The following is a 19,665-nucleotide window of genomic DNA, read 5'->3' on the forward strand; positions in this document are numbered from 1 at the left end:
GGGCGACGCTTCACCTGTTGACGCAATCACTCGGAATATTCTTACGTTTTGCGGGGATTTGTCACCCGGCCTTCGCTGTCTATACGGCGCGGGCGCCACAAGTGCGCATGCTAGAATCACTTTTTTCGATGTTGGCATCCTGCCGGGGCGTGATCAGTGCGCCCGGCGGTGCTGAACGCCGTTTCCTTTATCCTGCGATCCGATGACTTCCGGTCTACTCAAAAAAATATTCGGCAGCCGCAACCAGCGGTTGATCAAGCAATATCAGAAAACCGTCGCCGCCATTAATGCGCTCGAACCCGCGATGGCCAAGCTCAGCGACGAGCAATTGCGAGCCAAGACTGACGAATTCAAGGGACGCGTGAGTCAGGGCGAGTCACTCGATCAGTTGCTGCCCGAAGCGTTTGCGGTTTGTCGCGAGGCCGGCAAGCGTGTGCTCAAGATGCGCCATTTCGACGTCCAGTTGATCGGCGGCATGGTGTTGCATTACGGCAAGATCGCGGAAATGCGTACCGGCGAAGGGAAAACGCTGGTGGCGACTTTGCCGGCTTACCTCAATGCATTGTCGGGCAAGGGCGTTCACGTGGTTACCGTCAACGACTATCTGGCCCAGCGCGATGCGGAATGGATGGCGCGACTGTACAACTTCCTCGGCTTGTCGGTCGGCATCAATTTGTCGCAAATGCCGCACGCGCAAAAGCAGGAGGCCTACGCCGCAGACATCACTTACGGGACCAACAACGAATACGGTTTCGATTATCTGCGCGACAACATGGTCTACGAGATCTCGCAGCGAGTTCAGCGCAGCCTGAATTTCGCGATCGTCGACGAGGTCGACTCGATTCTGATCGATGAGGCGAGAACGCCGCTTATCATCTCGGGCCAGGCTGAAGACCATACCGATCTGTACGTGAAAATGGATGCGCTGCCGGCTTATCTGGAGCGCCAGATCGGGGAGGAAAAGGCTGACGGGACCGGTGTCGAAAAACCGGGCGACTACACGCTCGACGAAAAAGCCCGGCAAGTGTTCCTGACCGAAAGCGGTCACGAAAAGGCTGAGCGGATTCTCGCCGAATGGGGCTTGATCAACGAAGGCGACAGCCTTTACGCGGCACAAAACATCACGCTGATGCATCATGTCTATGCGGCGTTGCGCGCGCATACCCTGTTCCATCGCGACCAGCATTATGTGGTGCAAAACGACGAGATCGTCATCGTCGACGAATTCACCGGGCGTCTGATGGCCGGGCGGCGCTGGTCGGAAGGGCTGCACCAGGCGGTCGAGGCGAAGGAGCGCGTGACCATCCAGCACGAAAATCAGACGCTCGCGTCGGTGACCTTCCAGAATTATTTCCGGATGTACAGCAAGCTCGCCGGCATGACCGGCACGGCCGACACCGAGGCATATGAATTCAACGAAATTTACCGGCTGGAAACTGTAGTCATCCCGACCAACCGGCCGCCACAACGTATCGACCGGCAGGATCAGATCTACAAGACGTCGAAAGAGCGCTACGACGCCGTGATCAAGGATATCCGCGATTGCTACGAGCGCGGGCAGCCGGTGCTGGTGGGCACGACATCCATCGAAAGCTCCGAATATCTGTCGGATCTGCTGAACAAAGAAAAGCTGCCGCATCAGGTTCTCAATGCCAAGCAGCATGCGCGTGAGGCAGAAATCGTCGCGCAGGCAGGGCGTCCCAAAATGGTCACGATCGCCACCAACATGGCGGGTCGGGGTACCGATATCGTCCTGGGCGGCAGCGTCGAGCGACAGGCGGCATTGATCGAGGCAGACAGCGCGCTGCCGGAGGACGAAAAGCAGCGCCGCATCCAGCAACTGCAGGACGAATGGCAAGGGCTGCACGAGCAGGTCAAGGCTGCCGGGGGACTGCACATCATCGGCACCGAGCGGCACGAGTCGCGTCGTATCGACAATCAGTTGCGTGGCCGCTCGGGACGCCAGGGCGATCCGGGCTCCTCGCGCTTTTACCTGTCGCTGGAAGATCCGCTGTTGCGCATTTTCGCTGGCGACCGCGTGCGTGCCATCATGGAGCGCCTGAAGATGCCGGAGGGCGAAGCGATCGAGGCCGGCATGGTGACCCGCTCGATCGAGTCGGCGCAACGCAAGGTCGAAGCCCGCAATTTCGACATTCGCAAGCAATTGCTCGAGTACGATGACGTCGCCAACGATCAGCGCAAGGTGATTTACCAGCAGCGTAATGAGTTGCTGGCTGCGACCGACATTTCCGAAACCGTTCGGGCAATGCGGCAAAGTGTCTTTCATGACATTGCGCAGACGCACATTCCGGTGGGCAGTGTCGAGGAGCAATGGGACCTGCCAGGGCTGGAGGCCGTGCTGCGGGACGAATGGCAGGTCGAGCTGCCGATTGCCCAGCGCGTCGAGCAGGCGGACAGTGTCGATGAAGAAGCGTTGCGCCAGGAGGTCGTGCAAGCGGCCGAAGCCGCCTATCAAGCCAAGGTGGAGCAGGTTGGGCGGGAGGCCTTCTCAGGCTTTGAACGCTCGGTGATGCTGCAGAACCTCGATTCGTATTGGCGAGAGCATTTGGCGGCGCTCGATCACTTGCGCCAGGGTATTCATTTGCGCGGCTACGCGCAAAAGGATCCCAAGCAGGAATACAAGCGCGAAGCGTTCGAACTGTTCTCGCAATTGCTTGAAGGCATCAAGCTCGAAGTCACGCGCATCATCATGAATGTGCGCATCCAGTCGGCTGAAGAGCTCGAAGAGGCATCCGAGCAGTTCGAGGAGAGTGTCAGCCATCTGGAAAATGTCGAATTCAAGCACGCCGAAGCAGCCGAACTCGAAGGGGCTGACGACGCGGGCGGTGAAGGATCCGAGCGGCCTCAAGCGGCCGTGCAGCCGATTCGGCATATGGGGCCGAAAGTCGGACGCAACGATCCTTGTCCGTGCGGCAGCGGCAAGAAATATAAGCATTGCCACGGTAAGTTGGGTTAAGCAGGGTTGGGCGCGCGAGATGGCGCGCCTTGTCATTTCCACCGAATTTTCTGCGAGCTATCGAAATCACCATGGCCGTCAATTTTCCTACCATCGATCCGGCGCACCTGAGCCCCGTTCCGGGGGTTGAGTTAGGCTGGGCGGAAGCCAACATACGCAAACCCGGGCGTAAGGATCTGCTGGTCATGCGCCTGGCGCCCGGCAGCCGCGTCGGGGGCGTGTTTACCACCAATCGCTTTTGTGCCGCGCCGGTCACGGTGAGCAAGGCGCATCTCGCGCAGGCAGCGGCGGGGCAGGGCGTCCGTGCGCTGGTTGTCAACACTGGCAATGCCAACGCCGGTACGGGAGCCGAGGGACTGGCCAACGCCCGACGGACGTGCGATGCGCTGTCGCAACTGCTGGGTGTCGCGCCCGAGCAAGTGCTGCCGTTTTCCACTGGCGTGATTCTCGAGCCTCTGCCGATCGACCGGTTGGTTGCAGGCTTGCCCCATGCGATCGCGAATCTCGGAGCCGGGCATTGGTATGAGGCCGCACAAGCCATCATGACCACCGATACGCAGCCCAAGGCTGCGTCGCGCACGGTGACGATCGGAGGACACGCGATTACCCTGACCGGTATCAGCAAGGGCGCGGGCATGATTCGCCCGAATATGGCGACCATGCTGGGCTTTATGGCTCTCAATGCCAAGGTTGCGCAAGCTGCGCTTGACGCGCTGGTCAAGTATGCCGCCGACCGCTCCTTCAATTCGATTACGATCGATGGCGATACCTCGACCAACGACGCCTTCATGGTTGTCGCCACCGGGCAGACCGAATTGCCCGAAATCACCGACGCGACGTCGACCGAATATCTTGCGCTGCGCGATGCGGTGACGGCCCTGTCGCAGGAACTCGCGCAGTTGATCGTGCGCGACGGCGAAGGCGCGACCAAATTCATGACCGTCGCTGTCGAGCAGGGGCGCGACGTCGAGGAGTGCCGCAAGATTGCCTATGCCATCGGTCATTCGCCGCTGGTGAAAACAGCGTTCTATGCTTCGGATCCCAATCTTGGGCGGATTCTCGCGGCGATCGGATACGCGGGGGTCGGCGATCTCGATGTCAGCAAAATCGATCTTTACCTGGATGATGTCTGGGTGGCGCGCCAGGGCGGACGACACCCCGACTACCGCGAAGAAGACGGACAACGGGTGATGAAGCAAAGCGAGATCAAGGTGCGCGTGGTGCTCGGCCGCGGCTCGGCCGAGGCGACGATCTGGACTTGCGACCTTTCGCACGATTACGTGAGCATCAACGCGGACTATCGATCCTGAGCTTGGCGGCGTCCGACGGATGCCGCATGGGGCACCACACATGGATAATCTCGAGCGGTTTTTGGAACGCGCCGATGCGTTGATGGCGCGCCTCGAAGCAATGCTGCCGCCGGCCGTGCCGGAGGTCGACTGGTCACGCGCCGTTGCGTTTCGCTGGCGCAAGAAGCAGGGGCGCGGCTATTTGCAGCCGGTGATGAACGTCTCGCAGATCGCACTGACCGACCTGCAGAACATCGATCGACAGAAAGAATTGATCGAGCAGAACACGCATCAGTTCGTTCGCGGGCAGCCTGCCAATAATGTTTTGCTGACCGGCGCGCGCGGCACAGGCAAGTCCTCGCTCATCAAGGCTTGTTTGAATGCGCATGCGAGCGAGGGACTGCGCCTGATCGAAGTCGACAAGGACGATCTGGTCGATCTCGGTGATATCGTGGATCTGATCGCGGGGCGGCCGGAGCGCTTCATCGTATTTTGCGACGATCTGTCGTTCGAAGAGGGCGAGTCCGGCTACAAGGCGCTGAAGACAGCGCTGGACGGGTCGATCTCCGCGCAGTCGGACAATGTGCTGATCTACGCGACATCCAATCGCCGACATTTGCTTCCCGAATACATGCGTGATAACGAAAGCTATCGCCATACCGACGACGGGGAGATTCACCCGGGGGAAGTGATCGAGGAAAAGATTTCCCTGTCGGAGCGTTTCGGTCTGTGGGTCAGTTTCTATCCGTTCAAGCAAGACGATTATCTGGCGATCGTCGCTCATTGGCTGCAGCATTTCGGCTGCCTTGAGGCCGACATACCGGCCGCACGGCATGACGCATTGATTTGGGCGCTCGAGCGCGGGTCGCGCTCCGGTCGGGTCGCATGGCAGTTCGCGCGTGATTGGGCCGGCAAGCAGCGCGCACTGGTTTCGGCTGTTTCAGAATGATGAATGCATCCACGCCTTCTGCGGCGTCAGCGGCGGCGCGCCCGATTACCGAAGTCGCGGTCGGCGTGCTGATCAAGCCCAGCGGCGAAGTTTTGCTCGGCCAGCGTCCGGCCGGCAAGCCATATGCTGGTTATTGGGAGTTTCCGGGCGGCAAGCTCGAGGCCGGAGAGACCGTCGAGCAAGCGCTCGCGCGGGAGCTGCAGGAGGAATTGGGCGTGACCGTGCAAGTCAGTGAGCGCTGGCGGGTGTTGGAGCACGATTATCCGCACGCTTATGTTCGCCTGCATTTCTGCAAGGTCACGCAGTGGCACGGCGAGCCGCACGGCCGAGAAGGTCAGGCGCTGGTTTGGCAGGCGTTGCCGGTTGACCTCGCACCGCTGTTGCCGGCCGCGCTGCCGGCGCTGGGCTGGTTGCAGGACGAGCGCGCTGCGACAAGCTAGGCCGCAGCGCCCGGCACCGGCGCTTCAGTTCAATGGATTGCGGGATTCGTCTTCCGGTACATCCTCCGGCGCATCGGCCGGGATGCTGTACTTCTCAGTCGCCCAGGCGCCGAGATCGATTTGCTTGCAGCGTTCTGAACAAAACGGGCGAAAGCGGTTTTCGGCTCGCCACACCACCTTTTTCCCGCAAGTGGGACAAGCAACAGTCGTGACCATCGGTTAGCTCAACCGTTAAAACTCAAAGATTACACAAGGTCAGCAAAAATGGCACGTCGCTGTCGACCGGGCGCGGCTTGAGATCGCCATCCTGGCTCGTGAAGCGTACCCAAAGCATATATTTATTGGCGCTGGCTTCGGGAATCATGCCGAGTTCGGGGCTCACGCGAACCTGCATCAGATGATATACACGACCCGTCAGCATTTGCTGGTAACTACCCTGTTGGGCCATCACCTTGCTGGCTTGCCCGGATTCACGAGCCAAGCCAAGCACCAGCGTGAGCGCGTCGCGCAGCGGCAAGAGTGGCGCCATCCATTTTGCGATATCGGCGCGGCGCTGTTCGGGCACGTTGTGTCGCCAAGCGTAGTAGGAGGGCAAATCGAACCGACAGGTGCCGCCGGGGATGACTGAGCGGCTTCGGATGCTGGAGAGCCACTCGTTGTCATTCAGATGCTGACCGGGTTTGCCGGGAATCTGATTCAAGTTGCCAAGCGAGCGCTCGACTTCGCCCAGCAGGGTTTCGAGCGTGTTGGTCTCGATATCCGGATTGCCGCGATAAGCGATCAGCGTCTGACGCTGCCGTTCGAGCTCTTTCGCAAGCTCCGACTTGAGATCGGAGCGGCCAGCTATGTCGGCGATTTCGAACAGGGTCATCAGCGCGGCATGGTGTTCCAGCGGATGTTCCTGGTCGAGGAAAAATGCGAATCGCCCGAACAGCTCCTCCAGCCGCAGCAGCGTGCGCATGCGTTCGTTAAGCGGATATTCGTACAGAATCAAACGCGTTGGCCTTTGGGTTATCGCTGCACTTTTATGATGCCGTCATTCTAATGCCGGAATCCTTGCACGTGCAATCCGCATTCGTCGCGACGACGACGTATTATCGACCGCCGGCCTGCTCTCGATCCTGCTTGGCGTTTGCGAGGTTGATGTACTGCTCGTGCAGACGGCTCACCTCGCTCTCAAGGTTTGCCGCAGCGCCATCGTTGAGGATGACGTCATGCGCGGCGGCCAGCCGCGCCTCGCGTGTTGCCTGCTTGGCCATGATGGCCTCGACCTGGTCCCGAGTGAAGTTGTTGCGTCGCATGACCCGCTCGATCTGCACGGCCTCCGGGCAGTCGACAACCAACACGCGGTCGACGCGCTCGGCCCAGCGGCCGGACTCCACCAATAGCGGTACCACGAAGATCAGGTACGGACCGACCGCCTCGTTTGCCTCGCGCTCTGCCTCGGCGCGAATCAACGGATGAGTGATGGCTTCCAGGCGGGCTTTGGCTTCCGGATTGGAGAACACGAGCGTACGCATTCGAGCACGGTCGAGCGAGCCGTCGTTTGCGACGACCGTCGGCCCGAACGCGAGCTGTATCGTCGGCATTGCCACGCCGCCGGGCGCGGTGATGAGATGCGCAATTCGATCGGTATCGATGACTGCGACGCCACGCGCTGCAAACAGATCGGCGACGGTCGTTTTGCCGCTGCCGATGCCGCCCGTCAAGCCGATCGTGAGCATAAGTATTGAGCCCTCTAGATTGTCAGCCAGCGCCAGGCCAGGTTGCCTGTCAGCAGCGTGGTAATTCCCGCGGCGGCCAGAAACGGCCCGAACGGTATGGGTTCGTGCCTCGCCTGGCGTCCTGTCAGTACCGCGGCGATGCCAACCGCGGCGCCCGAGATCGAGGATATCAGCACGATCTGGGGCAGCACGGCCCAACCGAGCCAGGCGCCCAGTGCCGCGAGCAGCTTGAAATCACCGTACCCCATGCCTTCCTTGCCACGCAACAGGCGGAATGCCCAATAGACCATCCACAAACTCAGATAACCTCCGATCGCGCCGAGTACCGCATCTCGCAGCGGAACGAACAGTCCGGCCAGATTGCAGAGCAAGCCGGCCCATAGCAGCGGCAGCGTCAGGCAATCGGGCAGCAGTTGCGTGTCGATATCGATAAAGGCCAGGGTGATCAGTGTATAGGTCAGCCCAAGCGCGGCTACGCTCTGCCAGGTAGCCCCCAACTGCCACGCAACCAGCACGCTGAGGGCGGCGCTGAGCAATTCGACCACTGGATAACGCAAGGTAATCGCTTGCCGGCAGGCGCTGCAGCGGCCGCGCAGAACAATGAAGCTGACCAGCGGGATGTTTTCCCACGGCCGCAACCGATGACCGCAGGCGGGGCAGGACGAACCTGGGCGCCACAGGTTGTAGGGCGTTTCGGTGTGAACCGGCACGCGCCCGGGCGTGCCGCCGCCGAGTTCCTCGAATTCGGCCTGCCAGGCACGCTCGAGCATGCGCGGCAGGCGATGAATGATGACGTTCAGAAAACTGCCGATCAGCAGTCCGGCCAATCCGAACAGGCCATAACGCCAGGGCGGCGGCAGCGTCGACAACCGGTCGATCAGGACGGGTTCAACGATCTCGTGGAGCATCACACGACTTGGCCAAGTTTGAAGATGGGGAGGTACATGGCGATCACCATGCCGCCGATCAGCACGCCGAGCGTCACGATGATGATCGGCTCGATGAGGGTGGACATGGACGCAACGGCACGGTTGACTTCATCTTCCAGGATGTCCGCGACCTTGATCAGCATGCGGTCGAGTGTACCCGATTCCTCGCCGATTGCGGCCATTTGCAATACGAGCGGGGAAAAGCAGGTGCTATCGGTCATGGCGCGGGTCAGCGAGGTGCCACTCTGAATGGCCGTTTGAATTCGTCGGGTGGCATCGGCATAAATTATGTTGCCGCAGACACCGCTGGTCGCTCCGAGCGCGTCGACCAGCGGTACACCGGATGCAAACAACGTTGCAACGGTACGGCACCAGCGCGCCAATATCGCCCGTCGCACAATCGGGCCGAACAATGGGGCGCGAAGCCAGATGTGGTCGGCGATCCGGCGCAACGAAGCGTAGCGGCGCCAGCCGATCGACACTCCTGCAACGAGTCCAAGGACGCCGCCGCCGAGCCAGAGCGAGTTGTTGGCGAGCCCATGCGATGCTGCAATGAGGGTTTTGGTCAAGGCCGGCAGATCGGCCCCGAAGCTGGAGAACATATCTTCGAAGGCCGGGATGACCCACAGCAACATGGCGACCGTGATGCCGACAGCCAGCAGCAGCACGGCGGCGGGGTAGGTCGCGGCCGCGCGCAGTTTGCCGCGCAGCGCCAGGCTTTTCTCCTGGTAGATCGCCAATTGCTCGAGCATGTCGTCGAGAATGCCGCCATGCTCGCCAGCGGCCAGCATGTGGCAATACAGTGCGTCGAAATGTTTTGGGTGCCGCAAGAAGGCATCGGCCAGGCCGCAACCGCTTGCGATGTCGTCGTGAATTTGGCCGATCAGGCGGGTGAAGCCCGGATTGTCGTGGCCCCGACCGATGACGCGTAGCGCGGGCAACAGTGGAATGCCGGCTTTGAGCAGCGTTCCCAACTGGCGTGTGAAGAATGCGATTTCGCGGCGGCGCACGCGCGATTGCCGTGCCTCGCGCGCCGCTCGCGGCGGCTGCAGCGTAATCGCCTGAATGCCACGCTGGCGCAGCAATACCCGCGCTGCGGCCTCCCCGGCCGCTTCGATTCGACCTTGCGCGACTTGCCCGGCGGCGTCACGCCCGATCCAGGAAAATTGCTTGAGCGGATGAGTCTCAGGCATTGGTCGCCGCGATGACTTCCTCGAGGCTGGTCTCGCCGCGCATTACCTTTTTCAGGCCTGCCTGGCGTAATGTCTCGACGCCTTCCCGGCAGGCTTGGGCCGCGATTTGCCGAGTGCCGGCTTCGCTGAGCATCGATTGTCGAATCGCCTCCGAGGCGGGCATCACCTGATAGATGCCTGTGCGGCCGCGGTACCCGGAACCCAGGCAGATGTCACAGCCGACCGGGCGATAGCCATACCCATACCCGGATGGGCTGCCTTCGGCAATTGATGACAAACCTGCCGCTCTTAATGCATCCATGCCAAGTTCGGCCGGCGCACGACAGTGTTCGCAAAGCTTGCGCACCAGGCGCTGCGCCGTGACCAGTAACAGCGCCGAGGCCAGGTTGAAAGGGGCGACGCCCATGTTGAGCAGCCGCGTGACGGCGCCCGGCGCATCATTGGTATGCAGGGTCGATAACACCAGATGGCCGGTCTGCGCGGCTTTGACGGCAATATCGGCGGTCTCCGCGTCGCGGATCTCGCCGACCATCAGCACATCCGGGTCCTGGCGAAGAAACGCGCGCAGCGCCGTGGCGAACGTCAGGCCGGCCTTCTCGTTGATATTCACCTGGTTGATGCCGGGCAGGTGGATTTCGGCGGGGTCTTCTACCGTGGCGATGTTTCGGTCCGGCGAGTTTAATTGCCGCAGGCAGGCATACAGCGAGACGGTTTTTCCGCTGCCGGTCGGCCCGGTCACCAGAATCATGCCGTAGGGGCGTTGTATTGCGGCATTCAGGACGTTCAATTGCGAGGGCTCGTAGCCGAGGGCGTCGATTTCCAGTTGCGCGGCGCTGGTGTCGAGCAGGCGCACGACGATTTTCTCGCCAAACAGAGTTGGCAATGTACTGACCCGGCAGTCTATCGAGCGCCCGGCAGCGGTGAGCGTCATGCGGCCGTCCTGAGGGAGCCGCCGTTCCGCGATATCCAGCCGGGAGAGTACTTTGAGCCGAGTCGACAGGGCATCGCGCAGCGCATGCGGGGGCGTGGCGATCTCGTGGAGCACGCCGTCGATCCGCGCGCGGACGCGGTAGGCATGCTCGTATGGCTCGAAGTGGATGTCCGACGCGCCTTGTGTGGCGCAGCGTTGCAACAAATCGTTGAGCTGGCGCACGGCTGGCGTTTGGGCTCCGTCGTCGGGTGCCGGTCGCGACAGGATTCGCGGGTCACTCATGGCGAGAGCCAACCGGGTCGGTCGTGAGGACAAGCGTTGGGGGCGGCAGCGTCTGGGTGAGGGCGTATGGGGAACGGAATGGCATGGCAATCTGACGGGGAACGCCTGTATATCGACGCGCTCCAGTCTGGCGTTGGCGACCCGGCATGTAAATCGGGCCGACTCCGATTTATGCCGGATGTCCCGCGGCGCCCGGTGTGCCCTGCTTCGGTTTGAAGAGTCGAACCGTCTTGATCGCCTGGTTGGCGATTTGCACGATTTCCATCCGGCATCCGTCGATTTCCAGGCAGATACTGGCTTCGGGGATTTCTCGCAGCACTTCCAGAATCAGCCCGTTGAGCGTCTTGGGTCCGGTGAGCGGGAAATGCAGGCCGAGACGTCGGTTCAAGTCGCGCAGCGAACTGCCGCCGCCGACCAGGCATTCGGCTTGATCGCTCCAGCCCGAGCGGCCGCTGGCGAGGCCCGGGATGCTCGTGGTGAATTCGCCAATCAACTCTTCGATGATGTCTTCGGTCGTCAGCAGCCCCTCGACCTCGCCGTATTCATTGACCACCAGGCCGATGCGCTGATGATTTTCCTGAAAGTACTGCAGCTGGCGGAACGCAGGGGTGTCGCTCGGGATGAAGTACGGATCGGTGAGCAGTTCGCGCAGCGTATCGATGCCGAGATCTTCGTGGTGGCGCAAGGCGCTCAGGGTCTTGCGCACATGCAGCACGCCAACGATCCGGTCGATGTCGCCTTCGTAGACCGGCAATTTATTGTGGTAACAGGTTTCGAGTTGCTGCAGGATCGACTCGAGCGGCGCCGATAGATCAAGCGCCTCGATGCGGGCGCGGGGGATCATGACGTCATTGACCGAGATATTCTCCAGGTCGAACAGATTCAGCAGGATGCTGCGGTGCTTGGTGGGCATGTAATTGCCCGCCTCCAGCACCAGGGTGCGCAACTCCTCCGTGCTCATGCGCTGCTCGGCGGCTGCCTTGCGCGTGTCGATGCCGATCAGGCGCAGCAACGCCCTGACCAACACGTTGACAGCCCAGACGAACGGCTGAGTGATGCGCATCAGCGGCTTGATCGCCAGGCTGGCCGGCAGTGCGATGCGCTCCGGATAGGTTGCGCCGACCACTTTGGGGCCGATCTCGCAAAACACGATGATCAGAGCCGCGATGAGCGCGGTGGCGATCGACAGCACGACGCCGTCGTTGCCGAAGTAGCGCAGCGCGATCGAGGCCGTGAGCACGGGCAGCACCGTGTTGATCACGTTGTTGCCGATCAGGATCACGCTGAGCAACTCCTCGGTTTGCTGCAGCAGCCCCTGCGTGGTGCGGGCACCACGTCGCCCCGTCTTGACCAGATGCTTGAGACGGTGGCGGTTGAGCGCCATCATGCTGGTTTCCGATATGGAAAAGAAGCCTGATACGCAAAGCAGCAGGACAATGGCGCCGAGTTGCGCCCATAGTGGAAGGGATTCCAAGCGACGTGTTGCGCCCCGAGGCGCTGAAGTTGTATTGGCTAAAACTATAGCAGACGCGAAAAAGCAAAACGGCCTGGGATGCACATACCCAAGCCGTTTTACGGAATTCGCCGAGCAAACAACCGACGTCGGCAAATCAAAACACAGGAAATCTGGTCGGGGTGAGAGGATTCGAACCTCCGGCCTCTACGTCCCGAACGTAGCGCTCTACCAGGCTAAGCTACACCCCGAAAACAACGGCGCGCTCAAGATCGGCGCGCCGTTGAAGAAGAACATAATTCTAGCAAAGTTTCTTTGTAAGGGGAACTAGGGAGAAAAGAAATTGCGGCGGCAGCGGCAGCGGCCTCCTGTTCGGCCCGGCGCAGTGTGTAATCGAGCGCGCCCGTGTGCATTACGGCGTCGAGGATGGCCTGGAAATTCTCGGTGCCGCCATGCTCGATTGCAGCCTTGGCCATGGCTTGCTGCTCGGAAGTGCCATGCCGGATCACGTGGATCAGCGGCAGCGTCGGCTTGCCCTCGCGCAGATCGTCGCCGGCGTTCTTGCCCATCGCATCACTGCTGCCGGCATAATCGAGCCAATCGTCCATCAATTGGAACGCCGTACCCAGGCGACCGCCGAACTCGGCCATGGCAGCTTCGGTTGCGGTGTCGGTGCCGGCCAGCACGGCGGCAATCTGCGTCGCGGCTTCGAACAGTTTGGCCGTTTTGTAGCGGATGACCTGCAGATAGCGGATCTCGTCGACGTCCGGGTCGTGCATATTGAGCAGTTGCAGCACCTCCCCCTCGGCGATCACGTTGGTGGCGTTCGACAGGATCTGCATGATGCGCATGTTGTCGACCCCAACCATCATCTGGAAGGCGCGGGAATACAGGAAATCACCCACCAGCACCGAGGCCGCGTTACCGAACAGGGCGTTGGCTGTTTTCTTGCCGCGCCGCAGATCCGACTCGTCGACCACATCGTCGTGCAGCAGCGTCGCGGTGTGAATGAATTCGATGACTGCGGCGAGTTCATGGCGGTGCGCCGTCCTGACGTCCAGCGCGCCGGCTGCCAGCAACAATAGAGCCGGCCGCAGGCGCTTGCCGCCGGCGCTGATGATGTATTCGGAAATCTGATTGATCAGGACGACTTGCGAGGCCAGGCGGTCGCGGATCACATGATCCACTCGACGCATGTCATCGGCAATGATAGCCAGCGGATTCTGTGAGGGGGTCGGAGCAGTCAAGATCGGAAGTCAGGGAGAGCGAAAAAACGTCCAAATTATATAGTGGAGCGGCGTCTCTTGGCGCGCCCCGGCGAGAGGCAAGGGGAATCAATGGAAGTCTTTGACGGTAAAGGGGAATCTCTGTATAATCACGCGTTTTCGTGCGTTCGCGCGAAAAATTCTTGTTTATGAGTGAGGTTCGCAATGTACGCAGTCATAAAAACTGGCGGCAAGCAGTATAAGGTTGCCGCCGGCGAAAAACTGAAAGTAGAACAGATACTGGCAGACATTGGCGCTGAAATCACGCTCGACCAAGTGCTCGCAGTGGGCGAAGGTGAATCGATTCAGTTCGGCGCACCCTTGGTGAGTGGGGCTTCCGTCAAGGCAACCGTGGTTGCCCAAGGCCGCCATCCGAAGGTGAAGATTTTCAAGATGCGCCGTCGCAAGCACTACCAGAAGCATCAGGGTCATCGCCAGAACTACACCGAGCTGCGCATCGACAGCATCGTGGCTTAATCGATACGCGTGCAAGGAAAGGAGTCAAACCATGGCACACAAAAAAGCAGGCGGTTCGTCCCGTAACGGCCGCGATTCCGAGTCCAAGCGGCTCGGCGTGAAGGTATATGGCGGTCAGGCGATCAACGCTGGCGGCATCATCGTGCGGCAGCGCGGTACGCGCATGCATGCCGGTGAGAACGTCGGCATTGGCAAGGACCATACGCTTTATGCATTGACCGATGGGCACGTGCAGTTCGCCGTCAAAGGCGCAGCCAAGAAGCACGTAGTCACGGTGGTCCCGGCAGCGTAATACCGCCTTTTGCCGACCAAAAGGCTCCGCATCGCTGCGGGGCCTTTTTTCGTTTGGCCGGTCGGTTTCGGCGCGTCATGGCCGTGCGGCCGCACAGTTTGGAAAATTTTGAAACGGATTTTAGCGGGACGATGCTATGAAGTTCATTGACGAAGCGCGTATCGAGGTTGTCGCCGGCAACGGTGGCAATGGGTCGGCGTCGTTCCGCCGCGAGAAATTCGTGCCTTTTGGTGGTCCGGACGGCGGCGATGGGGGGCGCGGCGGCAGTGTATTCGCTGTGGCCGACCGCAATATCAACACGCTTGTCGATTACCGTTATGCCAAGAAGCATCAGGCGCGCAACGGCGAGAATGGGCATGGCTCCGATTGCTACGGCAAAGGGGGCGACGACATCACGCTGCGGATGCCGGTCGGCACGATTGTCTCCGATCTGGAGACGGGTGAAGTGATCGCCGATCTGACCGAGCACGGTCAGGTGGTACAACTGGCCAAGGGTGGTGCGGGCGGCCTCGGCAATCTCCACTTCAAGTCGAGTACGAACCGCGCGCCTCGGCAGAAAACCGACGGCAAGCCCGGCGAGCAGCGCATGCTCAAACTCGAGTTGAAGGTGCTGGCCGACGTCGGACTGCTGGGGATGCCCAATGCCGGTAAATCGACCTTTATCACTGCAGTGTCCAACGCGCGGCCCAAAATCGCCGACTATCCGTTCACGACGTTGCATCCCAATCTGGGCGTGGTGCGGGTGGGCGCGGGCAAGAGCTTCGTCATCGCCGACATCCCGGGGTTGATCGAAGGCGCGGCCGAAGGTGCTGGATTGGGACATCGCTTCCTTCGGCATTTGCAGCGCACCGGTGTGCTGCTGCATCTGGTCGATCTTGCGCCATTCGACGACAGCGTGGATCCGGTGGCCGAGGCCCGGGCGATTGTCAACGAGCTGCGCAAATATGATCAGGCGCTCTATGAAAAGCCGCGCTGGCTGGTTTTGAACAAGCTCGACATGGTGCCGGAGGCCGAGCGCGCCGCGCGCGTGGCGGATTTCGTCGAGCGTTTCGACTGGCATGGACCGGTGTTCGAGATCTCCGCGCTGACTCGGGCCGGTTGCGACCTGCTCTGTTATGCGATTTACGATTATCTGGCGTCCCAGCGCCATGCCGAGCATGACGCCATCGAGGATGCCGCGCGCGACCCCCGCTTTCGCGATAATGGGCAGGGCGAAGCCGATCCCGCTGAATAACTCCTATCGAAGAGAGTAATACCATGCGTTCTGTCATCGCTGATGCCAAACGGCTCGTGGTGAAAGTTGGCTCGAGCCTGGTGACCAACGACGGGCGAGGGCTCGACGACGTTGCCATCGCGCGCTGGGCCGAACAGATCGCGGCGCTGCGCAAGGGCGGCGACGGCAGACCGGGCAAGGAAGTGGTTCTGGTGAGCTCCGGTGCGATCGCCGAGGGGATGCAGCGCCTCGGCTGGAGCCGCCGGCCGCGCGAATTGCCTGAGCTGCAAGCCGCCGCCGCGGTGGGGCAAATGGGATTGGCGCAGGTTTATGAAACGCGGTTTGCCGAACACGGCATCCGGACCGCGCAGATTCTGCTGACTCACGGCGATTTGGCCGACCGGGAACGTTACCTGAATGCGCGCTCGACGTTGCTGACGCTGCTGGATCTGGGCGTTGTGCCGATCATCAACGAAAACGATACCGTGGTCACCGACGAAATCAAGTTCGGTGACAACGATACGCTTGGCGCACTGGTGGCGAATCTCATCGAGGGCGACGCCCTGATCATCCTGACTGATCAGGCCGGTCTATACACCGCGGATCCCCGGAAGAATCCTGCCGCTGAGTTGGTCAAGGAGGCCGTGGCCGGCGACGAGGCACTTGAAGCAATGGCTGGAGGTGCCGGCACGAGCATCGGGCGCGGCGGCATGTTGACCAAAATCCTTGCCGCCAAACGCAGCGCAAAGAGCGGTGCCCACACGGTGATCGCCTCCGGCCGTGAACCCAATGTCTTGGCGCGACTAGCCGCAGGTGAGGCGGTGGGTACCCAGTTACTGGCCAGGACGGCCCGGTTGACGGCTCGCAAGCAATGGTTGGCTGATCACCTGCAAGTGCGGGGCCGCGTCGTGATCGATGCCGGCGCAAGCAAGAAATTGACCGAGGAAGGAAAGAGCCTGCTGCCGATCGGGGTGGTCAGCGTCGAGGGCAATTTCGCGCGCGGCGAAGTAATTGCCTGCGTCGACGAGGCGGGCCACGAAATTGCGCGGGGCTTGAGCAATTACAGCAGCTCGGAAGCGCGTCTGATTCGCCGGCGCGCGAGCAGCGAGATCGAGTCGATCCTGGGATTCGTTCACGCAGCCGAACTGATCCATCGGGACAACCTGGTACTGCTGTAGGAATTGCGCCGCTGGCACCCGGCGGGCAGCCGGCGACGCACAGGCCCGGTTACTCCGGCTTTTTGATTCTGTCCGGGTAGCGCATGTTCTGCACGATATCCGCAGCTGATCCGGTCACCATCTTGTTGTCGCAAAAATAGTCGTTATAGAGCGCGCTTTGGTAGGCCGTTGGGCCATAGCCGTTGATGACCTGCCAGTGGCTGCCTCGTGCGTTCGACCAGGTGCCGTCGGGCTGGCCGATGGCGTATATCCGGTACTCGAAGGTATTGCAATGGATGCCCTCGAATGTCACGTTGCGTGCGCCTTGCGTGCTGCGGATGACGGAGGTAAAGCGCACCACGCCGTCTTTGCCGACCGACACTGATTTGGCGTCGATTGCGTAATTCAGGTCGCGCGATCCGTTGGGCACTGTGTAGGTGAGGAGGTCGCTGTCCTTGGGCGCCGCGGGCAAGGTGTAGGGACTCTCTTTCCATTTGTCGGTGGCCGCCTTCTTGGCCATGTACTCGTCGTAGCCGGGGCCCGGACCAGGGCTGGGTTGTGCCAGCGCGGCACAGGAAGCGGTCATGGCAATGCCGAGCCAAAGCAATGCAGGCAAGGGGCGCGCGGTTTGGATGAGGCGAGCGGAGCGAATTTTCATGAATCGACTGGGCGGGATCGGGGAAACGGGCTGGTGCCTGACGGCATCAGCCCTCGTGAGTGGTTTTACCGTGCACGCGGGGCGAGCGGTGTCGGTCATACTGATGATGGGTCGGATTGCGGCGCAGATAGCGTGACAGCTCGTTGAGCGCCATCTGGTAGACTTCGCGCTTGAACTCGATCACGGCGTCCAGCGGCACCCAGTACTCGTTCCATCGCCAGGCGTCGAATTCCGGATGAGCGGTTGCGCGCAGACAGATATCGCAGTCCCGCCCGACCATGCGGAGCAAAAACCAGATCTGCTTTTGTCCGCGATAATGGCCGCGTACTTCTCGCTTGATAAATTTGTCGGGCACCTCGTAACGCAACCAGTCGCGAGTACGACCGATGATCTTGACGTGCTCTGGTTTTAGGCCGGTTTCCTCGTGCAGTTCTCGATACATGGCCTGTTCTGGCGTTTCGCCATACTTGATGCCGCCTTGCGGGAACTGCCAGGAATGCTCGCCCAGCCGCTTGCCCCAGAATACCTCATTATGTGCGTTCAAGAGGATGATGCCGACGTTAGGCCGAAAGCCTTCACGGTCCAGCATACAACCACCTTTTAATCCTTTAAAATTGCTTCGATTATAAACAGATAATAGCGGTGGCGGCGCTAGTCTTGGCCCTTGCCGCTTATTTTCGCCCTGGAAACCTTGCATGAAAGCCTCTCGATTCTTTATCGCCACGCTCAAAGAAGCTCCCGCCGATGCGGAAATCGTCAGCCACAAGCTGATGATCCGATCTGGCATGATCCGGCGCGCGGCCGGCGGCATTTACAGCTACATGCCGTTGGGCCTGCGCTCGATCCGAAAGGTGGAGGCGATCGTGCGCGAGGAGATGAACCGGGCCGGTGCGATCGAACTTCTGATGCCGGCGGTGCAGCCCGGCGAACTCTGGCAGGAGTCGGGCCGCTGGGAGCAGTACGGACCCGAGCTGCTGCGCCTCAAGGACCGGAATGACCGGGATTTCGTCGTCGGGCCGACGCACGAGGAAGTCGTGACCGATATCGCGCGCCGCGAGATCAAGAGCTATCGCCAACTGCCGGTCAACTTCTATCAGATCCAAACGAAATTCCGCGACGAAATCCGGCCGCGTTTCGGTGTGATGCGAGGGCGTGAGTTCATTATGAAAGACGCCTATTCGTTCGATAAGGATGCGGCCGGCCTGCAGGTTTCCTACCAAAAAATGTACGACGCCTACGTGCGGATCTTCACCCGGCTCGGCCTGCATTTTCGCGCCGTGGCGGCCGACAACGGCTCGATCGGCGGATCGGGTTCGCACGAGTTCCATGTGATTGCGGAAACGGGCGAGGACGACATTGCCTATTGCGCCGACTCCAGCTATGCCGCCAACGTCGAGCAGGCCGAGGCGCTGCCGCTGCTGGCCGGCCGCGCTGCCCCGGCCGAGGCGTTGCACAAGACGCCCACGCCGGGCAAGGCCAAGTGCGAGGCGGTGGCCGAGCTGTTGGGCATTCCACTGCAACGCACCGTCAAGTCGATCGTGCTTGCGGTTGATCGCGACGACGGCACGGACGTCTGGCTGCTGCTGGTGCGCGGCGATCATGCACTCAATGAAGTCAAGGCCAGCAAGGTGCCGGGTCTGGCTGGATTCCGCTTTGCCACCGAAGCCGAGATCGTCGAGTGGTTCGGCACGCCCCCCGGCTATCTGGGGCCGATCCAGACCAAGAAACCGGTCAGGCTCGTGGTCGATCGCACGGTAGCGAATATGAGCGATTTCGTTTGCGGGGCCAACGAGGTGGATTTCCACTATACCGGCGTGAATTGGGGACGCGACCTGCCGGAGCCCGAGGTGGCCGATTTGCGCAACGTGGTGCCGGGTGACCCGTCGCCCGACGGCCGGGGCGTGTTGAGCATGTGCCGCGGCATCGAGGTCGGCCATGTATTTCAGCTGGGCACCAAATACTCCGACGCGATGAACGCGACTTTCCTCGGCGAAAACGGCAAGCCGCAGCCGATCGTGATGGGCTGCTACGGCATCGGCGTCACGCGTATTCTCGGCGCGGCGATCGAGCAGAATTTCGACGAGCGGGGCATTATCTGGCCGGAGTCGATCGCACCGTTCGAAGTGGTGTTGTGCCCGATGGGATATGACCGTAGCGAGACTGTGCGCGCGCAGACCGATCGTCTTTACGAGGCGCTGCTGGCCGAAGATATCGACGTCATCCTCGATGACCGCGGCGAGCGCCCGGGCGTCATGTTCGCGGACTGGGAGCTGATCGGGGTGCCGCACCGGCTGGTGATCGGCGAGCGCGGCCTGAAAGAAGGCAAGATCGAATACCAGGGCCGGCGCGATACGCAGGCGGAATTGTTGACGATCGAGCAGGTGGTGTCGGTGGTGACCGGCAAAATCCGCGCGGCCAAGGCTGTCTGAGGCCCAT

At 61.1% G+C, this 19,665-nt stretch carries 17 protein-coding genes, 1 tRNA gene and 2 pseudogenes; 9 read left to right on the forward strand and 11 right to left on the reverse strand.

Annotation, left to right across the window (positions count from 1 at the left end; all coding sequences use genetic code 11):
* The first annotated feature begins 202 nt into the window (after window positions 1-202).
* The 4 genes from secA to mutT all read left to right on the forward strand — a co-directional run bounded on the left by secA (window position 203) and on the right by mutT (window position 5,655).
* Complete coding sequence (gene secA, locus PATSB16_RS00150; RefSeq protein ID WP_047215875.1) at window positions 203-2,977, forward strand: preprotein translocase subunit SecA; 2,775 nt, start codon at window positions 203-205, stop codon at window positions 2,975-2,977.
* Window positions 2,978-3,048: 71 nt separating this feature from the next.
* Entirely contained in the window at window positions 3,049-4,287 is a 1,239-nt protein-coding gene (argJ, locus tag PATSB16_RS00155; RefSeq protein ID WP_047215876.1) for a bifunctional glutamate N-acetyltransferase/amino-acid acetyltransferase ArgJ, read from the forward strand.
* A 40-nt stretch (window positions 4,288-4,327) separates the two neighbouring features.
* Window positions 4,328-5,215, forward strand: a complete 888-nt coding sequence (locus tag PATSB16_RS00160) for an ATP-binding protein (RefSeq protein WP_047215877.1) — start codon at window positions 4,328-4,330, stop codon at window positions 5,213-5,215.
* A complete protein-coding gene (gene mutT / locus PATSB16_RS00165; RefSeq protein WP_047215878.1) occupies window positions 5,212-5,655 on the forward strand; it encodes an 8-oxo-dGTP diphosphatase MutT in 444 nt (147 codons plus the stop codon). Before PATSB16_RS00160 ends, mutT begins: the two co-directional genes overlap by 4 nt.
* 24 nt (window positions 5,656-5,679) lie before the next feature.
* Here the strand turns inward: mutT and yacG are convergent, their stop codons facing one another.
* The 9 genes and pseudogenes from yacG to PATSB16_RS00210 form a co-directional block, all read right to left on the reverse strand.
* On the reverse strand, window positions 5,680-5,871 hold the full coding sequence (gene yacG, locus PATSB16_RS00170) for a DNA gyrase inhibitor YacG (protein WP_062551246.1): 192 nt from the start codon (window positions 5,869-5,871) through the stop codon (window positions 5,680-5,682).
* Window positions 5,872-5,893: 22 nt separating this feature from the next.
* On the reverse strand, window positions 5,894-6,649 hold the full coding sequence (gene zapD, locus PATSB16_RS00175) for a cell division protein ZapD (protein ID WP_047215879.1): 756 nt from the start codon (window positions 6,647-6,649) through the stop codon (window positions 5,894-5,896).
* 100 nt (window positions 6,650-6,749) lie between these two features.
* A complete protein-coding gene (coaE, locus tag PATSB16_RS00180; RefSeq protein WP_047215880.1) occupies window positions 6,750-7,379 on the reverse strand; it encodes a dephospho-CoA kinase in 630 nt (209 codons plus the stop codon).
* Window positions 7,380-7,393: 14 nt separating this feature from the next.
* On the reverse strand, window positions 7,394-8,287 hold the full coding sequence (locus PATSB16_RS00185; RefSeq protein WP_047215881.1) for a prepilin peptidase: 894 nt from the start codon (window positions 8,285-8,287) through the stop codon (window positions 7,394-7,396).
* Complete coding sequence (locus tag PATSB16_RS00190) at window positions 8,287-9,501, reverse strand: type II secretion system F family protein (protein WP_047215882.1); 1,215 nt, start codon at window positions 9,499-9,501, stop codon at window positions 8,287-8,289. The genes PATSB16_RS00185 and PATSB16_RS00190 overlap by 1 nt, the downstream gene beginning before the upstream one ends.
* Window positions 9,494-10,660 (reverse strand): annotated as a pseudogene (locus tag PATSB16_RS00195) (GspE/PulE family protein); the annotation flags it as partial. The pseudogene PATSB16_RS00195 and the gene PATSB16_RS00190, both read right to left, overlap by 8 nt.
* A 223-nt stretch (window positions 10,661-10,883) precedes the next feature.
* Entirely contained in the window at window positions 10,884-12,188 is a 1,305-nt protein-coding gene (locus tag PATSB16_RS00200) for an HlyC/CorC family transporter (protein WP_072628584.1), read from the reverse strand.
* Window positions 12,189-12,341: 153 nt separating this feature from the next.
* Window positions 12,342-12,418: transfer RNA gene (locus tag PATSB16_RS00205), tRNA-Pro, on the reverse strand.
* Between the two features lie 15 nt (window positions 12,419-12,433).
* Complete coding sequence (locus PATSB16_RS00210; RefSeq protein ID WP_083566626.1) at window positions 12,434-13,363, reverse strand: polyprenyl synthetase family protein; 930 nt, start codon at window positions 13,361-13,363, stop codon at window positions 12,434-12,436.
* 234 nt (window positions 13,364-13,597) lie between these two features.
* Between PATSB16_RS00210 and rplU the strand changes: the two genes are divergently transcribed.
* The 4 genes from rplU (at window position 13,598) to proB (ending at window position 16,592) form a co-directional block, all read left to right on the forward strand.
* Window positions 13,598-13,909, forward strand: a complete 312-nt coding sequence (gene rplU / locus PATSB16_RS00215) for a 50S ribosomal protein L21 (RefSeq protein ID WP_047215885.1) — start codon at window positions 13,598-13,600, stop codon at window positions 13,907-13,909.
* 31 nt (window positions 13,910-13,940) lie between these two features.
* Window positions 13,941-14,201 carry a 50S ribosomal protein L27 gene (gene rpmA, locus PATSB16_RS00220; RefSeq protein ID WP_047215886.1) on the forward strand — a complete coding sequence of 87 codons (261 nt, stop codon included), beginning with the start codon at window positions 13,941-13,943 and terminating at the stop codon, window positions 14,199-14,201.
* A 136-nt stretch (window positions 14,202-14,337) separates the two neighbouring features.
* Complete coding sequence (gene cgtA, locus PATSB16_RS00225; protein WP_047215887.1) at window positions 14,338-15,435, forward strand: Obg family GTPase CgtA; 1,098 nt, start codon at window positions 14,338-14,340, stop codon at window positions 15,433-15,435.
* Between the two features lie 23 nt (window positions 15,436-15,458).
* Window positions 15,459-16,592 carry a glutamate 5-kinase gene (gene proB / locus PATSB16_RS00230; protein WP_047215888.1) on the forward strand — a complete coding sequence of 378 codons (1,134 nt, stop codon included), beginning with the start codon at window positions 15,459-15,461 and terminating at the stop codon, window positions 16,590-16,592.
* Window positions 16,593-16,641: 49 nt separating this feature from the next.
* Here proB and PATSB16_RS00235 read toward each other — a convergent pair whose 3' ends face one another.
* Together PATSB16_RS00235 and PATSB16_RS00240 are read right to left on the reverse strand one after the other, a co-directional pair.
* Complete coding sequence (locus PATSB16_RS00235) at window positions 16,642-17,157, reverse strand: CNP1-like family protein (protein ID WP_169834602.1); 516 nt, start codon at window positions 17,155-17,157, stop codon at window positions 16,642-16,644.
* A gap of 148 nt (window positions 17,158-17,305) precedes the next feature.
* Window positions 17,306-17,818, reverse strand: a pseudogene (locus PATSB16_RS00240) (RNA pyrophosphohydrolase); the annotation flags it as partial.
* A 106-nt stretch (window positions 17,819-17,924) separates the two neighbouring features.
* On the opposite strand from PATSB16_RS00240, the gene PATSB16_RS00245 reads away from it, so the two are divergent.
* Window positions 17,925-19,658, forward strand: a complete 1,734-nt coding sequence (locus tag PATSB16_RS00245; RefSeq protein ID WP_047215890.1) for a proline--tRNA ligase — start codon at window positions 17,925-17,927, stop codon at window positions 19,656-19,658.
* The last annotated feature ends 7 nt before the right edge of the window (window positions 19,659-19,665 follow it).

Origin of the sequence: Pandoraea thiooxydans (assembly GCF_001931675.1) — a bacterium.
GTDB classification, from domain to species: domain Bacteria; phylum Pseudomonadota; class Gammaproteobacteria; order Burkholderiales; family Burkholderiaceae; genus Pandoraea; species Pandoraea thiooxydans.

Excerpts from the sequence above, each read along its gene's own strand:
- cgtA (WP_047215887.1), top strand. The coding sequence starts at position 14,338 with ATGAAGTTCATTGACGAAGCGCGTATCGAGGTTGTCGCCGGCAACGGT.
- PATSB16_RS00185 (WP_047215881.1), bottom strand. The coding sequence starts at position 8,287 with ATGCTCCACGAGATCGTTGAACCCGTCCTGATCGACCGGTTGTCGACG.
- yacG (WP_062551246.1), bottom strand. The coding sequence starts at position 5,871 with ATGGTCACGACTGTTGCTTGTCCCACTTGCGGGAAAAAGGTGGTGTGG.
- PATSB16_RS00190 (WP_047215882.1), bottom strand. The coding sequence starts at position 9,501 with ATGCCTGAGACTCATCCGCTCAAGCAATTTTCCTGGATCGGGCGTGAC.
- proB (WP_047215888.1), top strand. The coding sequence starts at position 15,459 with ATGCGTTCTGTCATCGCTGATGCCAAACGGCTCGTGGTGAAAGTTGGC.
- secA (WP_047215875.1), top strand. The coding sequence starts at position 203 with ATGACTTCCGGTCTACTCAAAAAAATATTCGGCAGCCGCAACCAGCGG.
- mutT (WP_047215878.1), top strand. The coding sequence starts at position 5,212 with ATGATGAATGCATCCACGCCTTCTGCGGCGTCAGCGGCGGCGCGCCCG.
- PATSB16_RS00245 (WP_047215890.1), top strand. The coding sequence starts at position 17,925 with ATGAAAGCCTCTCGATTCTTTATCGCCACGCTCAAAGAAGCTCCCGCC.
- coaE (WP_047215880.1), bottom strand. The coding sequence starts at position 7,379 with ATGCTCACGATCGGCTTGACGGGCGGCATCGGCAGCGGCAAAACGACC.
- PATSB16_RS00160 (WP_047215877.1), top strand. The coding sequence starts at position 4,328 with ATGGATAATCTCGAGCGGTTTTTGGAACGCGCCGATGCGTTGATGGCG.
- rplU (WP_047215885.1), top strand. The coding sequence starts at position 13,598 with ATGTACGCAGTCATAAAAACTGGCGGCAAGCAGTATAAGGTTGCCGCC.
- argJ (WP_047215876.1), top strand. The coding sequence starts at position 3,049 with ATGGCCGTCAATTTTCCTACCATCGATCCGGCGCACCTGAGCCCCGTT.
- rpmA (WP_047215886.1), top strand. The coding sequence starts at position 13,941 with ATGGCACACAAAAAAGCAGGCGGTTCGTCCCGTAACGGCCGCGATTCC.
- PATSB16_RS00235 (WP_169834602.1), bottom strand. The coding sequence starts at position 17,157 with ATGACCGCTTCCTGTGCCGCGCTGGCACAACCCAGCCCTGGTCCGGGC.
- PATSB16_RS00210 (WP_083566626.1), bottom strand. The coding sequence starts at position 13,363 with ATGCGTCGAGTGGATCATGTGATCCGCGACCGCCTGGCCTCGCAAGTC.